The 24,059-nt window shown below is 33.8% G+C and carries 21 protein-coding genes; 14 read left to right on the forward strand and 7 right to left on the reverse strand.

What is annotated here, in order from left to right; translation table 11 throughout:
* Positions 1-55: 55 nt before the first annotated feature.
* The 7 genes from NG806_RS19670 (at position 56) to NG806_RS19700 (ending at position 10,973) form a co-directional block, all read left to right on the forward strand.
* Complete coding sequence (locus NG806_RS19670) at positions 56-1,993, forward strand: ABC-F family ATP-binding cassette domain-containing protein (protein ID WP_261511106.1); 1,938 nt, start codon at positions 56-58, stop codon at positions 1,991-1,993.
* Between the two features lie 82 nt (positions 1,994-2,075).
* On the forward strand, positions 2,076-2,432 hold the full coding sequence (locus tag NG806_RS19675; RefSeq protein WP_214832906.1) for a hypothetical protein: 357 nt from the start codon (positions 2,076-2,078) through the stop codon (positions 2,430-2,432).
* A 245-nt stretch (positions 2,433-2,677) separates the two neighbouring features.
* Complete coding sequence (locus NG806_RS19680) at positions 2,678-5,062, forward strand: TonB-dependent receptor (RefSeq protein ID WP_261511107.1); 2,385 nt, start codon at positions 2,678-2,680, stop codon at positions 5,060-5,062.
* Positions 5,063-5,108: 46 nt separating this feature from the next.
* A complete protein-coding gene (locus tag NG806_RS19685) occupies positions 5,109-5,699 on the forward strand; it encodes a hypothetical protein (RefSeq protein ID WP_214832902.1) in 591 nt (196 codons plus the stop codon).
* 138 nt (positions 5,700-5,837) lie between these two features.
* On the forward strand, positions 5,838-7,172 hold the full coding sequence (locus NG806_RS19690; protein WP_214832900.1) for a trigger factor: 1,335 nt from the start codon (positions 5,838-5,840) through the stop codon (positions 7,170-7,172).
* Between the two features lie 114 nt (positions 7,173-7,286).
* Positions 7,287-7,970, forward strand: a complete 684-nt coding sequence (locus NG806_RS19695) for a hypothetical protein (protein ID WP_214832898.1) — start codon at positions 7,287-7,289, stop codon at positions 7,968-7,970.
* Positions 7,971-8,123: 153 nt separating this feature from the next.
* The gene (locus NG806_RS19700) at positions 8,124-10,973 is read left to right on the forward strand and encodes a M16 family metallopeptidase (RefSeq protein ID WP_261511108.1); all 2,850 of its coding nucleotides are present in this window, start codon (positions 8,124-8,126) and stop codon (positions 10,971-10,973) included.
* 53 nt (positions 10,974-11,026) lie between these two features.
* Here NG806_RS19700 and NG806_RS19705 read toward each other — a convergent pair whose 3' ends face one another.
* Positions 11,027-11,611, reverse strand: a complete 585-nt coding sequence (locus NG806_RS19705; protein ID WP_214832894.1) for a DUF3109 family protein — start codon at positions 11,609-11,611, stop codon at positions 11,027-11,029.
* Positions 11,612-11,619: 8 nt separating this feature from the next.
* Positions 11,620-12,525, reverse strand: coding sequence for a DUF6427 family protein (locus tag NG806_RS19710; RefSeq protein ID WP_214832892.1), 906 nt, complete (start codon positions 12,523-12,525; stop codon positions 11,620-11,622).
* 42 nt (positions 12,526-12,567) lie between these two features.
* On the opposite strand from NG806_RS19710, the gene NG806_RS19715 reads away from it, so the two are divergent.
* The gene (locus NG806_RS19715) at positions 12,568-12,801 is read left to right on the forward strand and encodes a DUF6341 family protein (RefSeq protein WP_214832890.1); all 234 of its coding nucleotides are present in this window, start codon (positions 12,568-12,570) and stop codon (positions 12,799-12,801) included.
* 79 nt (positions 12,802-12,880) lie between these two features.
* Here the strand turns inward: NG806_RS19715 and NG806_RS19720 are convergent, their stop codons facing one another.
* The 5 genes from NG806_RS19720 to NG806_RS19740 form a co-directional block, all read right to left on the reverse strand.
* Positions 12,881-13,318 (reverse strand): universal stress protein, encoded by a 438-nt coding sequence (locus NG806_RS19720; protein WP_214832888.1) that lies wholly within the window; start codon positions 13,316-13,318, stop codon positions 12,881-12,883.
* A 59-nt stretch (positions 13,319-13,377) separates the two neighbouring features.
* On the reverse strand, positions 13,378-13,983 hold the full coding sequence (locus tag NG806_RS19725) for a fumarylacetoacetate hydrolase family protein (RefSeq protein ID WP_214832886.1): 606 nt from the start codon (positions 13,981-13,983) through the stop codon (positions 13,378-13,380).
* A 74-nt stretch (positions 13,984-14,057) separates the two neighbouring features.
* Positions 14,058-14,456 (reverse strand): DUF2007 domain-containing protein, encoded by a 399-nt coding sequence (locus tag NG806_RS19730; protein ID WP_214832884.1) that lies wholly within the window; start codon positions 14,454-14,456, stop codon positions 14,058-14,060.
* Between the two features lie 3 nt (positions 14,457-14,459).
* Positions 14,460-15,224: a 3'-5' exonuclease gene (locus tag NG806_RS19735; RefSeq protein ID WP_261511109.1), complete on the reverse strand. Its 765-nt coding sequence runs from the start codon at positions 15,222-15,224 to the stop codon at positions 14,460-14,462.
* 52 nt (positions 15,225-15,276) lie between these two features.
* Complete coding sequence (locus tag NG806_RS19740; RefSeq protein ID WP_261511110.1) at positions 15,277-15,975, reverse strand: CDP-alcohol phosphatidyltransferase family protein; 699 nt, start codon at positions 15,973-15,975, stop codon at positions 15,277-15,279.
* A gap of 89 nt (positions 15,976-16,064) precedes the next feature.
* Here NG806_RS19740 and NG806_RS19745 point away from each other — a divergent pair, with 89 nt between their 5' ends.
* The 6 genes from NG806_RS19745 (at position 16,065) to NG806_RS19770 (ending at position 24,041) form a co-directional block, all read left to right on the forward strand.
* Positions 16,065-17,993: an LTA synthase family protein gene (locus NG806_RS19745; protein ID WP_214832878.1), complete on the forward strand. Its 1,929-nt coding sequence runs from the start codon at positions 16,065-16,067 to the stop codon at positions 17,991-17,993.
* A gap of 151 nt (positions 17,994-18,144) precedes the next feature.
* Entirely contained in the window at positions 18,145-18,564 is a 420-nt protein-coding gene (locus NG806_RS19750) for a DUF2147 domain-containing protein (protein WP_214832876.1), read from the forward strand.
* A 113-nt stretch (positions 18,565-18,677) separates the two neighbouring features.
* Positions 18,678-19,661 carry a pyruvate dehydrogenase complex E1 component subunit beta gene (locus tag NG806_RS19755; protein ID WP_214832874.1) on the forward strand — a complete coding sequence of 328 codons (984 nt, stop codon included), beginning with the start codon at positions 18,678-18,680 and terminating at the stop codon, positions 19,659-19,661.
* 103 nt (positions 19,662-19,764) lie between these two features.
* Positions 19,765-21,756: a KUP/HAK/KT family potassium transporter gene (locus NG806_RS19760; protein WP_214832873.1), complete on the forward strand. Its 1,992-nt coding sequence runs from the start codon at positions 19,765-19,767 to the stop codon at positions 21,754-21,756.
* Positions 21,757-21,821: 65 nt separating this feature from the next.
* Positions 21,822-22,295, forward strand: coding sequence for a Fur family transcriptional regulator (locus NG806_RS19765; RefSeq protein ID WP_089027587.1), 474 nt, complete (start codon positions 21,822-21,824; stop codon positions 22,293-22,295).
* Between the two features lie 3 nt (positions 22,296-22,298).
* On the forward strand, positions 22,299-24,041 hold the full coding sequence (locus tag NG806_RS19770; protein WP_261511111.1) for an OstA-like protein: 1,743 nt from the start codon (positions 22,299-22,301) through the stop codon (positions 24,039-24,041).
* The last annotated feature ends 18 nt before the right edge of the window (positions 24,042-24,059 follow it).

The following is a 24,059-nucleotide window of genomic DNA, read 5'->3' on the forward strand; positions in this document are numbered from 1 at the left end:
CCGTATTTTTGCACCCGAAAAATATTCAGTATTAATTCTTAAATTATATCATTAAATGCTTTCGGTTCAAGGTCTAGGATTACATCATTCGGGAAACTATTTGTTTCAAAATGTGAATTTCACTATTAAAAAGGATGATAAAATTGGTTTAGTAGGAAAAAATGGAGCGGGAAAATCCACTTTATTGAAGATGCTTTCCGGAGAAATTACATTCTACGAAGGAAGTGTTGTACCTGATGGAAATATTACTATTGGTTTCCTGAAGCAGGATTTGGACTTTGTAAAAGGAAGAACGGTTTGGGATGAAACGATGCAGGCTTTTGAGCAGATCAATGCCTGGAAGAATGAACTTGAAGAAGTGAATCACCAAATGACTGTAAGAACTGATTACGAAAGTGATGCTTACACGGATTTGATCAATAGAATGACTGAATTAAATGATCTTTTAATGCACCATGATGCCTACAATTTGGAAGGTGACATGGAAAAGGTATTATTCGGATTAGGATTTAAAGCTGATGATTTCCAGAAAATTACTGACGAGTTCTCCGGAGGTTGGAGAATGAGAATTGAACTGGCAAAACTGCTTCTTCAAAAGAATGACGTAATGCTTCTCGATGAGCCTACCAACCACCTTGATATGGAATCCATCATCTGGCTGGAAAATTTCCTTAAAGATTATCCTGGAGCTATTGTATTGGTAAGTCACGATAAACAATTCATGACAGCCGTTTGTAACAGGACTTTTGATGTTAACAATAAGAAAGTTGATGATTATAAAGCGGATTACACCAAATATCTTGAACTTAGAAAAGATAGAAAAGAAAAACTGATCCAAGCTAAAAAGAATCAGGATGCAGAGATAAAACATACTGAAGAGTTAATTAATAAGTTCCGGGCAAGTGCTTCTAAAGCCGCGTTTGCACAATCTTTAATCAAAAAACTTGAAAAAGTTGAACGTATTGAAGTAGAAAATGATGACGTTTCAAAGTTTAATATTCGATTCGTTCAGTCTGTTGTTCCCGGAAAAGTTAATTTTGAAGCTGAAAAACTGGGTAAAGCATATGGAAAGAAGCAGATCTTTGATGATGTAGATTTTATTGTTCAGCGTGGAGATAGAATTGCCCTGTTAGGACAGAATGGACAGGGGAAAACAACTCTTGCGAAAATATTGGCTGGTGAAATTAAAGACTACAGTGGAACCTGGAATCTTGGTCATAACGTGAATATCGGATATTTTGCTCAAAATCAGGAAGAAGTATTAACACCAAATAAAACGGTTTTAGAAGAGGCGGAAGATGCTGCAACAGAAGAAACCAGACCAAGAGTAAGAGATTTATTAGGATCTTTCTTATTTCAGGGTGAGGCTGTTACAAAGAAAACCAAAGTATTATCGGGAGGAGAAAGAAACCGTCTTGCGCTTTGTAAATTATTATTACGTCCTTTCAATACATTGATTATGGATGAGCCTACCAATCACCTCGATATTCAGTCTAAGGAGATTATCAAATTGGCATTACAGAAATTTGAAGGTACACTGATCGTGATCTCTCACGACAGGGAGTTCCTGCAAGGGCTTTGTGATAAGATTTTTGAATTCCGTGATGGTAAAATGAAAGAGTTCCTTGGAGATATCAATGAGTACCTTGAATACAGGCAGAAAGAAACGATCAGAGAGATCTCAGCTGAAAAGGCAAAGCTTCATGATGAGGTCAAAGTAGAGGTTAAACCTAAGGTTGAGGTTGTGGAGAAAGCAGAACCTATTGTTCAGCCAAAGTCAGGTTTTGTAAGTAAGGAGCAAAAAAATATTCAGAATAAAATAAAAAAAGTGGAAGAGAGAATTTCAGAATTGGAAACAAAATCTGAAGAAATGGAAGTCTCTTTTGCAAAAGAAAATCCTTCTGATGGAATGTTAGAAGAATATAATAAAGTAAAATCTGATTTGGAACTCGCTTTACAAGAGTGGGAGCATTTGGCTTCTCAACTTGAGTAAAAATTTATTCGTTAGCAGATGTTTTAATTTCGATTATTATTTTTATTTAGTAATTACAAATTATTATTGTTATTTTTGATGCATGATTTTTAGGGAAAGTAGACAATTTAAGAATTTTATCTCAAGACTTTTGTTTGGGATTTATTTTCTTGCGCTGTTTTCTCAAAGTTTTCACCATCATGATCCTATAGATGGCTTCAGAAATTTTAATCTTAAAAAATCTGAAAATACAATTACAAAAAATGTAGCTAAGGAAAAAGCCGGCGATTGTTTGGCGTGTCACTTCTTAGCTACCGGCCATACCTTGGTGCCTGAAGAATTTAATTTTTCTTTTGAGGGCTATACTCAGGAAATAAAACAGATTATTGCCGTTCAGGAGATTATCTGGTCTCAGACTAAATTTACTTTTCAGCTTCGGGGTCCCCCCACAATTTCATAATTCACATATTTTATCGGATTTGTCTTAGATCTTTATTGTTTAAAGGTTGCTTAATATTGGAAAATTAGTCCATTAAGTCGTCATTAATTTATTAAGATGGTTAAGATTAAATGTATTTGTAGAGATGTAATTTACATTCAATAGACTATACATTTTACTTTGTACACCTTAAACCGTACAAAAAATCCAAAAAAACAAATTTTTTGAAAATGTACTTTTTAAAGTACTCAATCTATCTATTTACAATGAAATTGATATATAGTTTATTGCTGATCTTTTGTGGATTAGTACTAACAAACGCACAAAAAACTTATACCGTTGAAGGTACCGTTCAGGATTTTCATGATAAAAGCACATTGCAAAATGCTATAGTACAAATTGGAAACTTTACGACTAAAACGGATAAAAAAGGTAAGTTTTTATTTAACAAAATTCCTGCGGGAGCTTATAATCTCATTGCAAAGCATCCTGATTGTCATGATTATACTGAAAATATAGGAGTTAATCAGGATCTTCACTTAACCATTATCCTTGAACACCATGTTCAGGATATTGAAACAGTGACTATACATGGGAGCCATAAAAATAATGGTTCTTTGATTGTTAAGACAATTGATAAATCGGAAATAGAGAAAAACTCTACTGATAACTTAGGTAATTTATTGTCTAAGATTTCTGGTGTTACTGCTTTAAAAACTGGAAATAATATTTCAAAGCCAATTATTCATGGACTATATGGAAGCCGAATTGCCATTATGAATAATGGAGTTAAGCTGGCGGAGCAAGAATGGGGAGTGGAACATGCTCCAAACGTAGATATTAATAATTTCCAGCATATAGATGTCATTAAAGGAGCTTCTGCTTTGAAATATGGGAGTGATGCAATTGGTGGAGTTATAGTTTTGGAACCGGAAATTTTCCCTAAAAAAGATACGGTAAGAGGTTCTGTAAGTCTTTCAGGTATTTCTAATGGAAAAGGTCTGGGATTAGATGTAAATGTTGCCAAAACATGGAAAAATGGATGGGCTGTAAAATCGGGGGGATCAATTAAAAAACTAGGTGATCAGCATACTCCGGATTATAATTTGATGAATACAGGAATGGATTTTTCATCTTTTAATTTTACAGTTCAGAAGAATTCATATGAACAGGGGATTTCCTTCGATTATTATCTTACCAATCAGAATATTGGAATTTACAGAGGTTCACACGTAGGAAATAATAATGACTTTTATAATGCTATGACGTTGAATATTCCTGTTTACACTGGAACTTTCAGTTATGATATTGATAACCCAAGGCAGGTAATAGAACATCATATTGCTAAAATTTCGGCTTTTAAAAGATTCGAAAATATTGGTAAAGTTTCTGCAACCTATAGTTTTCAATATAACCATAGACAAGAATATGATATTAGAAGAGGAGAATTAAAAGATATCCCCTCTTTGGATTTAGCATTAATGACTCATCAGTTTAATCTGAACAATTTACTAGAAAGAGAAAAATGGTCATTGGAAACAGGTATTGATGCTAGTTTTCAAAATAATTACTCAGATCCAGCTACAAAAGCCAGGCGTCTGATCCCTAATTATGACAAATACTCAGCTGGCGTTTATTCTATTTTTAAATATAAAATTTCTAGTGAATTGAACGCTGAGGCAGGGGTAAGATATGATTTTAATCGTTATGACGTAACAAAGTGGTATGATAAGAGTGACTGGGATAAATTATATAAGGCAACTTATCCGCAATTTTATGTAAAAACAGATCAAAACAGAATACTAACCCGTCCGAAGCTTAATTATGGAAATGTTTCTTTCAATGCTGGGCTGGAATATCATCCAAGTTTAAGTTTTAATTTAAAATTTAACTATGCCAAGGTAGGGCGTACACCCAATATTGCTGAATTGTTTTCAGACGGATTACATCATTCAGCTGCTGTAATAGAAATTGGTGATATGGGTTTAAAAAATGAACAGGGACATCAGTTGAATTTAGTTGCGGATGCGAAATTCAATGTTCTTAAGGGATTGAATGTTTCTGTGAACCCTTATTTTTTTATTACCAAAAACTATATCAACGAAATTCCGACTGGTGTACAAAATACAATTAGAGGAGTATTTCCGGTATGGGCATATCAACAGATCGACGCAAGAATGTATGGGGTAGATCTAGATATCAATTTAAAGATTACAAACAATCTTACCTATATTGCAAAGGGAAGCTATGTAAACGGCCAGGATGATACCCACAACGAACCATTAATCTTAATGATGCCTCCCAATTTTTCTAATGCTTTGCAATTCAAAAAAGAAAATTGGAATCAATTCTATTTCAGTCTTGAGAATCAAACATTTTTAAAACAGAATAGATTTCCTATTCATAATGCTCCAGTGACTATTTTTGAAAATGGTGCTGAAGTAGATAAGATAGTAGATTTCAGCACTCCACCAAACGGATACTCACTTTGGAATATCCAGACAGGTATCAATATCAGTAAAAACCTTTCTGCAGGACTTATTGTCAATAACCTGTTTAATGTTTCATATAGAGATTATCTTAATCGCATGAGATTTTTTGCAGATGAGGCAGGAAGAAATTTCATTCTGAATGTTAGATATCGTTTCTAATATTCAACAATTACAAATCAAGATTTTAAAATTTAAATTAAAAAAAATGAACAAATTATTTAGTACTAAAAATATTATCAGACTATTAGCCATTTTATTCATCACTTTTTCTATTGTTTCTTGTCAGAGAGACAATTCGGCGGAAGAAGATGATCTTCCTCAGGAAGATCTTACCAATATTATCTTATTGGTAAAAGATGTTGCCACACAGGTAACAGTGCCTTATAATTATAGTGTTGGTGCTGGAGGGGCGCAAACTATTAAATTAGTGGATGGAAAAACATATGAGGTAGAAGTGCAGTTTAAAAATGGTAATGAGGATGCAACCCAAGAAATTAAAGACGCGAAAGATGAACACTTTTTAGTTTATAATTTCCCTAATTCTGATCTTACTTTAACCCGTACCGATGATGCAGCTTCTACTAGAGCAGATGGTAAACATGTAGGACTTAAAACAAAATGGGTGGTGAGTAAAGCTGTAAAAAATACATCTACAGAAAGTCAACTTATTCTTACTTTGTATCATGAGCCTGCAACGGTTTCTGAAGTTTCTGCTGTGAGTGGAAATGGAGTTGTATATGGAGCTCAAACCGGAGGTGAAACAGATGCACAAGCTACGTACAAGATCAGTAACTAAGAAGATTACAAGATAAATAAAACCACTGAAAATTTCAGTGGTTTTTTAATTATAAATATTTGATGCCTAAGAATTTATCTTTAGTAGTTTATTTTGATAAAATTTTCATATTTTTGCAACCTAAAATTTTAATCAATAATGAAGGTTACCGCACAAAACCATGATGACGTAAGTGCATTACTTACTGTAACATTGGAAAAATCTGACTACAAAGACAAAGTAGAAAAGCAGTTGATTAATTATGCTAAAAATGCGCAAGTTCCTGGATTCAGAAAAGGAAAAGTGCCTTTAAGTATGGTTAGAAAACAATATGAAGCAGGTATTGCATTCGAGGAGATCAACAAGCAAGTTTCTGATGCTTTAAATAGCTATGTAAATGATAACAAGTTAAGATTAGTTGGCCAGCCTGTTCCTCAGCCTGTAAATGATTTCAATCATAATGCTGAACAACTTGAAGTTGCTTTTGAAGTAGGGTATGAGCCTGAATTCACAATAGATTTAGCTAAATATGAAGCTCCACATTATAAAGTAGAAGCTTCTGATAAAGAAATCACAAAGAGCATTGAAAACATGCAAAAGCGTTTCGCTGAGCAGGTTCCTCAGGATAAGATCACTAAAGATTCTTATATTGCTTTAGAAATTTCTCAGGTAGTGGAAGAAGATGCTGAAGGAGAGCACCACCACCATCCAAAGAATGCTACGATTACAGCTGAAAACAAAGAAGCTTTCAAATTAGTTAAAGCTTTAAAAATGGATGGATCTGTAAAAGTTTCTAAAGAAACTCTTGCTGGTGATGAAGAATTAGCTAAAGAATTAGGTTTCTCTAAAGAAGAAGTTGAGCATTTACACCACGCTGAAGTTGAAGTTAAAGTAAAAGATTTCTATAGCTTAAACTTAGCTGAACTTAATCAGGATTTATTTGATAAAGTATATGGAGAAGGAAATATCAAGTCTGAAGAAGAGCTTAAAGAAAAAGTAAAAACTGAATTAGACGAATATTTCCAACAAAATGCTGATGTTCACTTCGTAAATAAAGTATTGGAACAAATTACAGAGAAAGAAGAAGTAAAACTTCCGGAATCTTTCTTAGTAAAATGGTTATTATTCTCTAATCAGAATATCCAATCTGAAGAGCAGGCAAAAGAAATCTTAGAAGCTGAGAAAAAACAATTGGGCTATCAGATCATCGAAGGTAAATTGATGAGTGATAACAATATTCAACTGGATTATGCTGATGTTCTGGCACAAGCTGAGCAATTAGTAAGAAACCAATTGGCAATCTATGGAATTCACCATTTAGGAGATGAAGAGGTTCAAAAATATGCTGTTGAGATGTTGAAAGATCAGGAGCAGGTAAAACAAATTTCTTCTGAAGTTGCTATGACTAAATTAAAAGATGTAATTCTTGAAAAAGCGAGCAAAAAAGAAACTGAAATTTCGCATGACGAATTTTTAGAAGAGCTTAAAAAATAATCTTTTCTAAGATAAATATTTTAAAACCACCATTTTTATGGTGGTTTTTTGTTGTAAGATTCTTAGATTTTATATCGATCAATATTGCTATATTTACGCAATAAATTAAAATATATGAAAAAGATAATCATTCCATTTTTCTGTGCAGTGCTTTTTTCCACTTCAGTAGCAGCACAGCAAAAAACGGCTGCTGTAAAAACAGAAGCAACCAAATCGAAACTGACATCTAAAGAAGTAATTGATAATTATCTTAAAGCTTTGGGAGGAAAAGACAAATTAGAAGCTATAAAAACCGTTATAACTGATAACACACTTAGTGTACAGGGAATGGAGATTTCTATGAGTACCAAAAAGATGGGAAATAAGTTCAAATCTGTTCAAAGTGTAATGGGACAGGAAATGACTCAAATGTTTGATGGTGAAAAAGGAACTTTTGATCAGATGGGAAAGAAAATGGATATTCCTGCTGATAAAATTGCTGATCTTAAAAAAGGAAAAACGGTTGATGCATTAGGATATGACCCTACTACTTTCCAAACAGTGACTGTAGAGAAAATAGATGGTAAAGACTTTAATGTACTAACTTCAGATAAAGGAAAATACTTTTTCGATGCAGCAACTGGTTTATTATATAAAACAGAGTCAAAAGAAGGAACAGCTATTGTAAATAGCTATATGACTGTAGATGGATTAAAGTTTCCTGGTGAAATAAATGCTGAAGGAAACGGACAAAAAGTAGTTATTAAAACAACTAAAATTGTACTTAATTCTGGCGTAACAGATGCAGATTTTAAATAATCTGTCAATAACATAATCTAAAAACAAAAAGGTTGAGCTAGCTCAACCTTTTTGTTTTTAGGTATTTAACTCAACTTTAACTTAATTACAGGTTGATAAATTTCCATAGTTTGTGAATAATTTCTACTTTAGGAGCTAAGAAATTATGACCTTATGAAAACAATTTTATCATCATTTGCAGTAGTCTTTTGTCTGACTGCAAATGTATTTGCACAGAATATTCCAATGGATCCTTCCGTGAAAACCGGGACTCTTCCAAATGGAATGAAGTATTATATCAAGAAAAATACTCTTCCCGAAAAGAAAGTGGATTTTCGGTTAGCAATTAACGCCGGATCCATTCTTGAAGATGAAAACCAAAGAGGACTTGCCCATTTCATGGAACACATGAACTTCAATGGGACTAAAAATTTCCCGGATAACAAATTGGTAGACTTCTTACAATCTATAGGAGTGAAATTCGGACAACACCTGAACGCATATACAAGTTTTGATGAAACGGTATATATGTTACCCGTTCCCTTAGATAAACCCGGAAACTTAGATGCTGGTCTTAAAGTGATGGAAGATTGGGCTTTTAATGCCACACTATCTGATGAGCAGATCAACAAAGAGAGGGGTGTGGTTCTTGAGGAACTGAGATTAGGATTAGGACCGGACAAAAGGATGATGGATAAATATCTGCCTAAATTATTGTATAATTCTCAATATGCAAACAGACTACCAATTGGTAAAAAAGAAGTGCTTCAAAATTTCAGTCTGGATGTCATCAGAAAATTTCATCAGGATTGGTACAGACCGGATCTGATGGCGATTGTAGTAGTGGGAGATATTAACGTGGATGAAGTTGAAAAGAAGATAAAAGATAACTTTAGTTCTTATAAAAATCCAACTAAGCCAAGAGAAAGGAAAACCTTTGACTTACCAAACCATAAAGAAACTTTAGTTGCTGTTGAAACAGATCCAGATGCAACAAATTCGATGGTGCAGTTTATCATGAAAGATTCAGAAGCGTATCAACCGGATGTTACAGTTGAACAGTATAATCAAAGTGTTTTAGAGAATGTTACCACTACAATGCTTAATAACAGGCTTAGAGAATTGATCAATTCTAACAATCCTCCTTTTACATTCGGTTCAGTTTATCATGGTGGCACGTACGCCAGAAGTAAAGAAGCTTTTCAGGGGTTTGCTATGGTAAAAGAAGGAAATCAACTGAATGCACTAAAAATTCTATTAGAAGAGGTTGAAAGAGCTAAAAGATTTGGATTTACACAAACCGAATTAGACAGAGCAAAATCACAAGTTATATCGGACATTGAAAGAACATACAACAACCGGGATAAAACGGAAAGCCGCATGTTGGTAGATGAATATGTAAGAAACTTTCTGGAGCAGGAGCCCATGCCTGGAATTGCTTGGGAATATGAAGATACCAAGAAATTTTTACCTACAGTAACACTGGCTCAAACGAATGATGTTATTAAGAAGTTTGTAAAAGATGACAGCAGAGTAGTAATTCTTACAGGACCTAAAAAAGACAATGTCACAATGCCTACAGAGGCAATGGTTCTTACTACTTTTGAAGGAGTAAAAATGGCTGATCTAAAACCATATCAGGAAAAAGCAACAATTAAAGGTTTGGTAAAACCCTTCAAATCTGAAGGAAAAATTGCAAAGACTGAAACAGATGCCAAGTTAGGAACAACAACCTGGACGTTAAGCAATGGCGCGAAAGTTATTTTTAAGAAAACAGATTTCAAAGATGATGAAATCGTGTTTTCGGCAAAAAGCTTAGGTGGAAGTTCTTTAATTCCTGATGCAGAGTTTAATAAAACTCAGTTTGCTTACGCTGCATTAAGCGAAGCCGGAGTGGGTGGATATTCAAAGTCCGATCTTACAAATTATCTTGCAGGAAAACAAGTAAGTGTGAATCCTTCAATAGGGCCAATGACTGAAGGTATTTCAGGAAGAACAACCCGAAAAGATCTGGGAACGGCAATGGAGTTGATTTATGCTTATTTTACCAGTTTAAATTACAACCCGGATGCTTTCAATGCCTATAAAGAAAAACAATCCGCCATGTTGAATAACCTGAATTCTAATCCGCAGTTTTATTTTTCAAATGAGCATGCTAAATTTATCAATCAGAAAAATCCAAGATTTATAGGATTTATTCCAATGGAAAAAGATTGGGCAAATACAGATTATAAGAAAGCTTATGATATCTATAAAGAGAAATTTACCAATGCAGGGAATTTTCAGTTTTATTTTGTAGGAAACATTGACGAAGCTCAATTTAAAAATGAGGTCTTACAATATATTGCAAGTCTTCCTTCAACAGGAAAATCAACTATGTTTAAAGATACAGGATACAGACCTATGACTGGAGACTATACCAAAATTTATAAAAAAGGTAAAGACCCTAAGAGTATGGTAACCATTGCCTATAGTGGTGAAGCCTCGTATAATGAAAAAGAAGCATTAGCTTTAGAAGCATTGGGACAGGTAGTGACCATTAAAGTTATTGAAAAGCTAAGAGAAGATGAAAGTGGAATTTATGGAGGTGGTGCCAGAGGAGGCATGTCTAAAGTACCTTATGGAACTTATAATTTCAGTATCAGTTTTCCATGTGGACCGGAAAATGCTGAAAAGCTTACGAAAAGTGCTTTAGTTGAACTCCAGAAACTAATTGATAAAGGACCTGAGCAAAAAGATCTGGATAAGTATAAAGAAGGGGAATACAATGATAATAAAACCAATATGAGGGATAATGGCTATTGGATGAATTCATTAACGAAAAATCAGTTGGATGGAAGTGATAAATACGAAATCCTGAACTATCAGGAGAAAGTAAAGGCTCTGACAGTGAAAGATGTACAGGATGTTGCTAAAAAATACCTGTCAAAAGGTAGAATTGTGGCGACGCTAATGCCTGAAGACGGTTGGGAAAATGCTAAAAAAGAAGAAACTAAACCAGTAGCTGTTGGAGCTGGGAATTAAATAATAACCATCTATAAAAAATAAAACCGCAGAGCAATCTGCGGTTTTATTTTTTAATTTCCATATTCTTTTTTCCATTCATCAGCAGCGTCACTTAAAACCGCATAGAACTCTTCACCATACTTTCGTATTAAAGGTGTTTTTAAGAATTTGTATACTGGGACATGCAGTTCTTTTCCAAGAGCACATGCATCATCACATACCGACCATTCATGGTAGTTTAAAGCTGTAAAAGAAGAATACTCAGTAACACGAATCGGATACAGGTGACAAGAAATTGGTTTTTGCCAATCAACAGCACCATCTTCATAAGCCTTTTCAATTCCACATTTTGTAATTCCTTTTTCGTCAAAAGTAACATAGGCACATTCACGATCTTCAACCATAGGTGTTACATACATACCATCAGAAGGATCTGTTGTCCATGTTCCCTGTTCTTCAAGGGCTTTTATCCCATCTTTTGTAAGGTAGGGCTTTATCTTGTCAAAAATGCCATCTAGAATTTCAAGCTCATTTTTATCTAACGGAGCACCTACATCTCCTTCTACACAACATGCACCCTTACATTTTGTAAGGTTACAAACGAAATCTTCGGAAAATATTTCCTCAGAAATTAATTTATCGTCTATCTGAATCATAATCTTTTTTAAAATAAATTAAAATAAGTACCTATTTTAAAGGTAACCAAACTAATAATAATCAGCCATAAGCCGACTTCCTGCATCCAGTATTTGGGTAAAAAACGCATCATCCTGCTCAGTATGATACTGGAAGGAAATGCCAGGAGCAGTAAATACTCGTAGCTCTTATTCATATACAGAATAATGGTAACCAATTGAGCCAAAGAAAAGACAAGCAGGAACGTATATTTATATCTGCTTATCGGACTTTTTTTGTTATAATTTTTAAAATGGTCATATACTGCATATACAAGCATCAGGGCAACCGGAAGTAAAGGAATTATACCTTTGTAATCAGTTATAATTTTCATTTTTCCAAATGGAAAATAATCCAGGTTCCAGGTAGTAAAATCTAAGAAAAACATTACTGAAAAATAACTGAAAACAATAAGAACGATTCCAAGCAGAAATCTGAAGATATTTAAACTTATTCTTTCAGAAGTTGCAATAACATGAATAACCACGAAAACAGCCATTGGCCAGGTGGTCGGTAAAAAAATAAAATTTAATGCAACAATAGCTCCGACCAGAACATATGATTTTTTTCTGACATCTTCATTTGCACTTGTAAGAAGAAGTAAAAGAAAAGAATTTGTAAGAAGTGAAACCGCAATTCCAATATCCAGATCTCCAGGATAAAGACCAAAAATGAAAAATGAGTATAAGAATAATGGGAGATGAGTCTGATAATTCAGTGCAATACTATGAAAACAGAAATATCCTAAGGCAATTCCTAAGAATGTAATTCCGGCAACAATTGCTTCATAAGTGTTGAAATTCAGTATGTTAAATATTATTACTATTAAAAGAAGAAAACCAATATAAACAGGAATTGAAAAAATATTGCTTTCTTTTGAAAGTAATTTAAACATTTTTTATAAATTTGTACAAAGTTAATTTAAAAAAGGAAAATAATGACGTCTTTCTTTCTATTCTTAAGCAAAGTTTTCAAATGGTCTTTCGGCTTTTTTGATACCTTTGGAAATGTTTTAAACTGGATTCTATTTGTAGTTTGCTGTGTACTGTTCACTTATTGGTGTTATGTACTTGTGGTTACACTTGGAAGTAATAAAGATAAAGACTATTATTCTCCTACGGAGGGTAAACATCCTTACTATGATCCTAGTATCTATAAAAAAGAAGGTTAATTAATTGGTTATATAGTAAAAAGCCGATCAAATTTAATATTTGATCGGCTTTTTTATAACGATTAAAATTTAATTTCTCTTATTCATGTATTGGAAGTACCAAAACAGGGATCGTTGAGTTCTTTGTTAATCCTTTCGTAAGGCTTCCAACAAAGACATCATAAATTCCGCTTCTTCCATGTGAGCCCATTACAATATAGCTGGCATTTTTTGTTTTAGCATATTCAAGGATGATATCCTTGGCAATGCCTTGTTTTAAAAGATGTTCACATTCTACGTCATGGGAGAGAATTCTTTGTTCAAGTTTGTTAAGCTGTACCAATTCCTCTCTGATTTCATTTTCTTCAACTTCAGGAAAATATTGGAATCCCATATCGCCAATGGCAAAGCCAATGTCTGTAGGTGCAACATGGATAAGGTTGATTTTGCCATTTACTTCTTTAGCAAACTTTATAGCACCATCTACAAGTTGTTCCGTTTTGTCCCCAAAATCTACGGGCAATACAATGTTTATCATAACCTTTAATTTTGTTATCTAAAGATAAGAAAAAAATGATAAAATGCTCTGTTAAATACTTATAATATTCGGATATCCATAATTTTTTCATCCTCAAGGAATGCTTCCAAGATGTCATTTTCTTCAACTTTTCCAACCCCTTTTGGAGTTCCAGTGAAGATAAGGTCACCTACGCGTAATGTGAAATATTGTGAAGCAAATGCTATAATATCATCAAAGCTGAATATCATATCTTTGGTGTTGCCATTCTGAACTTCCTCTTTATTTTGTAATAATGAAAACTGTAAATTTTCCAGGTTATAATTTTCTTTTTTAAAGAAATTTCCCACTACAGCGGAGCCATCAAAGCCTTTAGCCAGCTCCCAGGGTAAACCTTTAGATTTAAGTTCTGTTTGGAGATCCCTGGCCGTAAAATCTATTCCCAAACCGATCTCATCATAATGTTTATGTGCTGACTCTTTCTGGATGTACTTTCCACCTTTTGAAATTTTCAATACAACCTCAAGTTCATAATGCACATCTTTAGAGAATTCCGGAAGGTAAAAGTCATTACCTTTTAAAACGGCAGTGTCTGGTTTGATGAAAATAACTGGTTTCTCAGGGATTTCATTTCCCAATTCCTTAGCATGTTCACTGTAGTTTCTTCCGATGCAGATGATTTTCATATTCTTCTTATTTTGTCATTGCGAGGTACAAAGTAATCTTTAATTATTGATACCTCCTTTAAATGAAATTATTTTTAATGTGTAAATCTATTCTCACAATAATAACAAACAAATTTATGGCTTGTTAAAATTGAAATTCCAAAAAAGCTGGTCGCACTGTCATCCCTGTAAATATGATTGGAACCACACTTTGGACATACAAAGTCAAACTCAGAATCTTTAATTGTATGTTCCACTTCAAGAGCATATTTTTCATTCTCTTTATAATCTTCCAAAGTCTGTTTTGCTTTTTCTATATCTTCTTCAAAGACCTGTAGCTGAATTCCACCCACAGCCTGAGAGAGTAACCAATCCGATTGAATAAGCTGCTCATTGGCAATGAAGCTCTGGATGCCTTTTTCGGCAAGGATCTGTTTGTCCCTGTTAGCTTCAAGAGCGGTTTCGTAAAATTTGAATCGAATTAGATCAGACATTTTTTAAAATTTACTGGATAACTGAATTTTTGTGAATACCTTCTTCGTGTACAATGGGAAATCAGCATTTTGCAACCAACCGTAGTAACCCAGGTCTTTTTGGAAAACAGATTTTACCCCCTGTCCTTTATATTTTCCGAAGTTGAAAACTTCTTCTGTTTTTTCATTAAAACCTATAAAACCAGCTAGATCTGCATGTTTGTTATGGAATGTAAACTCACTTAAAGCAGCAATCTCATTAGGAACATCTTCATATTTTCCAACCTGAGCATCCAATACCTCAAAAGTAGCCATCACATCTGCCTCTGCTGAATGTGCGTTTTCCAAAGTTTTTCCACAGTAGAACTGATAAGCGGCTCCAAGGTTTCTTGGTTCTTTTTTATGGAAAACGGTTTGCGCATCCACAAGTTTGAATTTACTAAGATCAAAATCGATTTCTGCACGTAAAAGTTCTTCCGCCAAAAGAGGGACATCAAACCTATTGGAATTAAACCCACCCAGATCTGCACCGGAAATCATCTCCATAACTTTAGAAGCAATTGATTTAAAAGTAGGTGCATCCTTGATATCAGCATCATATATACCATGGATTAAACTTGACTCCAATGGAATAGGCATTTCAGGATTGATACGCCATGTTTTACTTTCTCTTGATGCATCAGGATTTACTTTTAAAATACAGATTTCCACAATTCTGTCTTTTCCGATATTAGTTCCTGTGGTCTCCAGGTCAAAAACACAAAGTGGTTTATATAATTTTAAATTCATTGATTTATTATTTGATAATGGAATGGTAATTTGTTAGATACAAATTTAGTTTCTATTTAAGTTGTTTCTGAAATAAGAGTGAAATTAAAATATAGTAAATAATAACCATTGGAATTCCAACAGTTTTAAATATAATTAAAATAACAACCGCTCCGATCAATAAAGCCAGTTTTGGGTAATTATCTTCCAGTTTCATCGATTTGAATTTCATTGCGATCATTTTAACAGGACTCACTAAAAGCAATGAGAGAACCACTGTTAAAGCAATCATTAAATAGGTATTATGAAATAAAAATTCAAAGCCTTGGGTTTCCCTGAAAGCATAATACAGTCCGAAGATTAAAATAGTATTGGAAGGGGTATTCAGTCCTTTAAAATAATACTGCTGATCTTCATCCAGATTAAAAATTGCTAATCTCAGACACGAAAAAGCAGTGATCAAAAAGCCTAAATAACAATACCATGGAATATCTGTATAAGCGTTATTTGCAAGAGCTACAAACATTGTTAGACCTGGAACAAAGCCAAAACTTACCATGTCAGCAAGTGAATCCAGTTGGACTCCAAGATTTGAATTAGCCTTTAAAGCTCTGGCGATAAACCCATCAAAAAAGTCTAAAACCAGCGAGAGAATAAGGCAGATAGCAGTTGTTTGATAATCACCCAGGATCAGATGAACCGCACCGACGCATCCCGAAAACAGATTTCCTAAGGTAAATGCATTGGCAAGATTGTTTTTAATAAAATTCATAATCACAAAATTACATTTTTTAAAAATTCTATATGAAAATATTACCGACTAAAAAATACAGTAATACGAATTTGATGTAAATTTGCCGAATGAAATTTTTTAAAGAATTTAGAAAACAGGAAGTTCTGGTATTGTTATACAGGATTTTTTTGGCATATGTTTTTTATCAGATCGCCAGATTTTTATTCTGGTATTTTAACAAAGATCTCATAAAGGTGGATTCCATTTCAGACTATTTCAGTCTGTCATATCATGGGATAGCCTTTGATACAACGGCAATTTTGTACGTTAATTCTTTATTTATTTTATTAAGTCTTATTCCTATTATTATTAATACGAAAAAAGTCTATCAAAAGGTGTTGTTTTGGCTTTACTTTATTACAAACGGAATCGCTTATGCAATGAACTTTGGTGATTTTGTATATTTCAAGTTTGCACAAACAAGATTAACTTCCGCAGCATTGCAGGTTGCAAAACATGAGACCAATATTGCTAAAGTATTTGCCGCATCCATTGTACAGAATCCTTTTATTCTTATTGGGTTTGTGGTTCTAATGGCATTATGGGTTTTTCTATATAAAAAGGTGAAAATTACGGAACGTAAGCCTGTGAAACTGATTCCTTATTTTATTCTATCTATTCTTTGTCTTTGTGGTATTACAGTATTGGTTATAGGTGGTATCCGTGGTGATTTCAGACACAGTACCAGACCGATTAATCTTGTAGATGCCAATCGTTTTGTAAAAGTTCCGTCTCAGGGAAATCTGGTTTTGAACAGTACATTTTCTTTTTTCAGAACACTGGGTACTAATAGCTTTAAAGAAGTTCATTTTGTAGATCAGAAATTTATAAATGATAATATTCAGCCTTATAAAATTTATGACAGGAAAATAACAAATCGCCCTAATGTTGTGATTTTTATTGTTGAATCTTTCAGCAGGGAATACTCAGGTGCTTTTAATAAAGATACACATATAAAGGATTATGTTTCTTATACTCCGTTTATTGACAGTCTGGCGAATGAAAGTTTAATTTTTCCAAATACTTTTGCCAATGGAAGACAGTCCATTCATGGGATGAGCAGCGTACTTGCTGGAATTCCAAGTCTTACAGATGCATTTACAAGTTCTCCTTATTCCAATCAAAAGATACAGTCTATTGTTTCTGTTTGTAATGAATTAGGTTATGATACTTCATTCTATCACGGCGCACCTAATGGATCAATGGGATTTTTAGGTTTCGGTAATATTCTGGGCTTCAAACATTATTTTGGAAAGACAGAATATAATAACGATGCTGATTTTGATGGCATGTGGGCTATCTGGGATGAACCTTTTTTACAGTATTTTGCTAAAAATGTAGGGAAAACACAACCTTTTATGGCTACTGTTTTTACAGCCTCCTCACACCATCCATTTAAAATTCCTGAAAAATATCAGGGGAAATTTAAAAAAGGAAAAAATCAGATGCATGAGCCTATACAGTACACGGACTATTCTATAAAGAAGTATTTTGAAACAGCAAAAAAACAACCCTGGTACAACAATACCATTTTTGTTTTCACAGGTGATCATACCAATGAGATCTATTATCCTGAATATCAAAAAAGTATGAACCGGTTTTCTGTTCCTATTATTTTATATTCGCCAAATCCTGAATACCAACTAAAAGGAGTGAATAATGAAGAAGCTCAGCAAATTGATATCTATCCTACATTAGCAGATTTAATAGGTTATAATAAAAAGATCAGGAGCTGGGGAAGAAGCTTAGTGAGTGATAAAAAGTATCCTGCTATTATTGCAAATTCAGATGGTGGAGCTGAGCAGTTTATCATTGGTAATTATATTTATCGTTTTGACGGAAAAAATATAGTTGGGATTTATGATAAAACAGATCTTGGTTTAGAAAAGAATCTTGTTGATCATTTAAAAACTCCGGAAACTGAAAAAGGAAAAGAAATCGCAAAAGCTTGGTATCAGGATTATATGGATCGTGTTATCAACCGAAAACTGAACTAATGTTTAAGAAGTGTTTAACTATTACATTTGGTATGTGTATTGTTATATATGCCTAGGATAATAAATGTTTTTGTTTGTTTAAAATTAATTTATATTTTTAGCAATGAAATAGACAACAGAAATATTTTATTAGAATTAAAACAACAAGAATATGAGAAAATTATTATTTACCCTGGTTCTTTCTTTAGTAGGTGTAATGTCGTTTGCACAAATAGAAGGCAAATGGAAGACAATAGATGACGAAACAAAACAGGCAAAATCTATCGTAGAGATCTACAAGAAAACAGATGGGTCGTATTACGGAAAAGTATCACAGTTACTTATAAAACCTGCTGATCCTAATTGTACGAACTGTAAAGACGAAAGAAAAGGAAAGCCTATTTTAGGAATGGAGATCATCAAAGGATTGAAGAAAGATGGTGATGAATTTACAGGAGGAACAATTACAGATCCTAAGACAGGGAAAACTTATAAATGTACCATTACAAGAACCGGAGATCAGTTAAATGTAAGAGGATATGTAGGTTTATCTTTATTAGGAAGAACGCAAACCTGGCAGAAAGTAAACTAATAAGGTTTAAATAAAAAATTAATTAACGGCATTTCATTTAAATGAGATGTCGTTTTTATTATGTGTATAATAAAAAAACACTATTTTTGTACTCTAAATTTTTCAAAGAAATTATGGCAGAATATACTTTTCGTGAGGTAATTGCACAGGCAATGAGTGAGGAAATGCGTAAAGACGAATCCATTTATTTAATGGGGGAGGAAGTTGCAGAATACAACGGTGCTTATAAGGCTTCAAAAGGAATGCTGGATGAATTTGGTCCTAAAAGAATAATCGATACACCAATCGCTGAACTTGGTTTTACAGGGATCTCAGTAGGTGCAGCAATGAATGGGAACAGACCTATTGTAGAGTTTATGACATTCAATTTCTCTTTAGTAGGAATTGATCAGATTATAAATAATGCGGCAAAAATCCGTCAGATGAGTGGGGGACAATGGAACTGTCCAATTGTTTTCCGTGGTCCTACAGCTTCTGCTGGTCAATTAGGAGCTACACACTCTCAGGCTTTTGAAAACTGGTTTGCTAACTGTCCGGGACTTAAAGTGGTTGTACCTTCAAATCCTTATGATGCAAAAGGGTTATTGAAAACAGCTATCCAGGATAATGATCCTGTAATCTTTATGGAATCTGAGCAGATGTATGGTGATAAAATGGAAATTCCTGAAGAAGAGTACTATTTGCCTATCGGAAAAGCAGATATCAAAAAAGAAGGTAAGGATGTAACTTTAGTTTCTTTTGGTAAAATTATGAAAGTAGCAATTCAGGCTGCAGAAGATTTAGCTAAAGAAGGTATTTCTGTAGAAGTAATAGACCTTAGAACAGTTCGTCCATTAGATTACGATACTGTTTTAAACTCTGTTAGAAAAACAAACAGACTGGTTATTTTAGAAGAAGCGTGGCCATTTGCGTCTATTTCTTCTGAAATTGCATATATGGTACAACAAAAAGCGTTTGATTATTTAGATGCACCTATCAAGAGAATTACTACTCCTGATGCTCCTGCACCATATTCAGCGGCTTTGTTTGCAGAATGGTTCCCTAAACTTGAAAAAGTGAAAGAGGAAATTAAAAATGCAATGTATATTAAATCATAGAGAAAAACTTCCGAAAGGAAGTTTTTTCATTTATTCTATGCATGAAGAAAAGTTCTTGAGGTCATAAATTTAGTGTAGATTTGCGCTTTTAAAATTAGCTGATATGGCAGAAGTTACAGAGGGGGGTCATCATTTTGACCTAAAGAAGCTTTCATTTGTAGGGGTTATCGTCTCTCTCGGAATTGTTTTCGGAGATATTGGAACGTCCCCATTGTACGTAATGAAAGCAATCGTGAATGCCCGAAAGGATGGTGCTACGATGCCATTTGATGAATATATTGAAGGTGCGCTTTCATGTATCATCTGGACATTGACACTCCAAACCACGATAAAGTATGTAATTATCGCCCTAAGAGCAGATAATAAAGGTGAAGGTGGGATTTTAGCTCTTTATTCGCTCGTAAAAAAACTTAAGAAAAAGTGGCTCTATGTCGTCGCGATTATTGGAGCATCAACACTTGTTGCGGATAGTGTCATTACTCCTTCATTAACTGTTATGTCAGCTATTGAAGGATTGAAAATATATAATCCGGAAACCCCCGTAGTTATTATTACCCTGGTAATTCTGTTTGTTGTATTTGTTGTACAACAATTTGGAACCGCTTCCATAGGTAAATTTTTCGGACCTGTTATGGTGACATGGTTTCTTGCTTTAGGGGCTTTCGGATCGGTTCATATTTTTGATCATATCGAGATTGTAAGAGCATTCAATCCAATATATGCATATAATCTTATTACCCATTCATCAAGCGCTATTGTGATCATGGGAGCTGTTTTCCTTTGTACAACGGGTGCTGAAGCTTTATATTCAGATCTTGGACACTGTGGTGCTAAAAACATCAGAATAAGCTGGGTTTTTGTTAAATTAATGCTTATTCTTAATTATCTTGGACAAGGTGCATGGTTATTAGATAACTACCATCAGGTATTTAACGGAGTTAATCCTTTCTTTGGAATTATGCCTCAATGGGCGGTTCTTCCTGGAGTGATCTTAGCAACAGCTGCTGCTATTATTGCAAGTCAGGCTGTAATTACAGGATCATTTACCATGTTCTCAGAAGCAATGTCTATTTCATTCTGGCCAAATCAACATATCGAATATCCTTCAGGGATAAAAGGACAGATGTATATTCCGGGAGTAAACTGGGGATTAATGGCATTCTGTTTTGTAGTGGTTATATTCTTCCAGAAATCCGAACGAATGGAGGCGGCCTATGGTTTAACGATTACCATAACCATGTTAATGACTACTATTCTATTGCTGTATTGGCTAAGTAGAACCAGAGTCAGTAAGGTTTTTATAATAGGTTTTGCTGTCGTTTATATTTTCCTTGAATCAGGGTTTTTCTATGCGAATGTGATTAAATTTGTTGATGGCGGATGGTTAACAATGGTATTGGGTGGATTTATAGCGGTTTGTATGTATGCCTGGTATAACGGACGATTAATAAAAGCCAATTTTATTCAGTACGTTAAAATTGATAAATATGTATCCATCATCAAAGACATGAAACTGGATGAAACTATTCCTAAATATGCCACAAACCTTGCTTACCTGAGCAGAGCAAAAAGGAATGATGAGGTAGAATCAAAAATTATTTATTCTATCATTAAAAAACAACCGAAAAGAGCTGATCACTATTTTATTTTGAGCATTGTTAATCAGGAAGATCCATATACTTTTAAATATACTGTAGATGAGATTTTACCAGGTACGGTTTTTAAGGTTAATTTCCTTTTAGGTTTTAAAGTCGACCGTAGAATCAATGATTATTTTAATATGGTTTTGAAAGATCTTATGGCAGATGGTACTATACCTTCCAGAAGCAGTCATCCGTCTCTAAGAGCTCATAATATACCTCCGGACCTCAAATATGTAATTATAGATAATACATATATCAACGATATACTTTTGACGGTAAAACAGAAAATCACACTTAATATTTATAACTTCGTGAAATACATCGGAAGTGATGACTTTAAGGCTTGGGGGGTTACTTCACACAATGTTGTTGTGGAATCTGCACCGATCACTGAAGAGACCTTATATGATAAAAAAATAGAACAGGCTGGATTTTTGCGTCATAACTTCTAAGCTTCAAGTAATAAGCATACTATCTATTTAAATAAAAATTAATAAATTTGTAGATAATTATTTTAATGGATACTATACAAAAAGAAAAAAATATAGCTCTTATCAAAGATGTTTTGAGAAACTACTTATTGGAAAAGGGTTTCCGAAATACTCCTGAGAGATACACCATATTGGAAGAGATCTATAATATGGATCACCACTTCAATGTGGATGATCTGTATCTTCTGATGATGCAGAAGAAATATCATGTTTCCAAAGCAACAATTTATAACACAATTGAGATTTTTCTTGATGCAGGATTAATCCGTAAACATCAATTTGGAGAAAAAACACTAACGTCTTCATCTTATGAAAAGTCTTATTTTGATAAGCAACATGATCATTTAGTAATCTACAAAAAAGATTCAGACAAAGAGATAGAGGAAATTATTGAATTTTGTGATCCTAGAATTCAAGGGATCAAAGAAGCAATTGAAGACGCTTTTGGCGTAAAAATTGATTCTCATTCGCTATATTTTTATGGCATTAAGAATGACTAATCAATGAGACTGATCCTTTTTCTGTTATTTTTTGTTTCTACTTTTACTTTTGCGCAAGATCAACAAAAACCTGCGCAAAGGGATCCTTATTTAAAAGCTCCGGTAACAAGTGCACCTCAGCAAACAAAACCTGAAGATAAAATAAAAATAATCCACGCAGATTTTGTAAAAAAAGATCCTGCAAAATATGATGGTAACCAATATCTTCAGGGAAATGTAAAAATTGAAAATCAAGGTTCTATTCTTACTGCTGATGAAGTGATATTGTATAGTGAAGAAAACTTCGTAAAGGCCATAGGAAATACTAAACTTCAAAATACTGATGGCTCCGTTATTACAGCTGGGGAAATGGAATATGATGGCAATACACAAAAAGGAGTTGCCAGGAAAAATGTAGTTCTTACAGATCCCAAACAAACGATAAGAACAGAGATCTTATACTATGATAAGCTTTCGAATCTGGCTTATTTTAATACCGGTGGTACTATATCTGACGGACAGAACGTAATGTATACAAAGTCAGCTACCTATTTTCTGGATACCAAATTGATTGATTTTGTGGGTAATGTAAAAATTGATACACCTGATTATATCATTGAAGGACCTAATATCAAACAAAATCAGAATACCAAAGTTGCTGAATTCTTTGGTCCGACTACCATAACAAATCGTGTTAATCCCAAGAATTATATATATACCGAAAGAGGTACTTATAAAATGAATTCTAAAGAGGCTTACCTTAATAAGAATTCAAGGATACATTACAATGATAAGATATTGACCGGAGACGATCTGTATTTCAATCAGCTTACAGGTTTTGGAACAGGAACAGGAAATGTAACTCTGGATGACCCTAAAGAAAAAAGATATGTAAAAGGGGGGTATGGAGAAATTTTTCAAAAGAAAGATTCTTCAATGATTACTAAAAGCCCATATGCAGTAAAAATTCTGGAGAAAGATTCTATCTATTTTGCAGCGGAAAAGATTATTTCTTATCAAAAGCCCGATGAAACAGATGTAACAAAGAAAAAAAGTTTTTTAAGAGCTTTCAGGAAAGGAAGATTTTATAAATCCAATGCTCAGGGACGTGCAGATTCAATTGCGTTCAATGAAACGGATGGAATCATGCATATGTATACCGCGCCAATTTTATGGAGTGGAGAAAAGCAGGTGACCGGAGATAAAATAGAAGCCTACTTTAATAGTACAACAGAGGATCTGGATTCATTGAAGGTCATAGGAAACGCTTTTGCAATAAGTAAAGTGGATTCTCTTAATCTTAAAGATGAATTTAACCAGGTGAAAGGCAAGCTGATGACGGTTTATTACGAAAAGAGCGAAGTAAAAGAAACAAAAGTTATAGGAAATGCTCAATCAATCAGTTATGCGGATGATTTTAATGAAAAGACAAAAGAGAATGAAAGAATTGGGATAACCCTTACTTCATGTGGGATTATAGATGCTATGTTCGAAAACAGAGTCCTTCAAATCGTTTCCTGTAATATTGGTGCCAATTCAGACACCTATCCAATGAGTAAAATTGAGCCTTCAAAACGTAAGTTTGCAGACTTTAATTGGAATACAAAAGACAGGATCAGGAAATGGCAGGATATACTCGTTGATACTCCTGGTTATGAAGAGATAAAATATGAGGCTGATAATAAGCTCTATGATAGTGCCAAAGAAGCAATTGACAAAGAAAAAGCAAAAGAAGAAGCTAAAAAGCCTAAAAGGGTTAGAAAATAAGAGGTAGTTATGAAAAAA

Origin of the sequence: Chryseobacterium paludis, assembly GCF_025403485.1 — a bacterium.
Taxonomy (GTDB): Bacteria; Bacteroidota; Bacteroidia; order Flavobacteriales; family Weeksellaceae; genus Chryseobacterium; species Chryseobacterium paludis.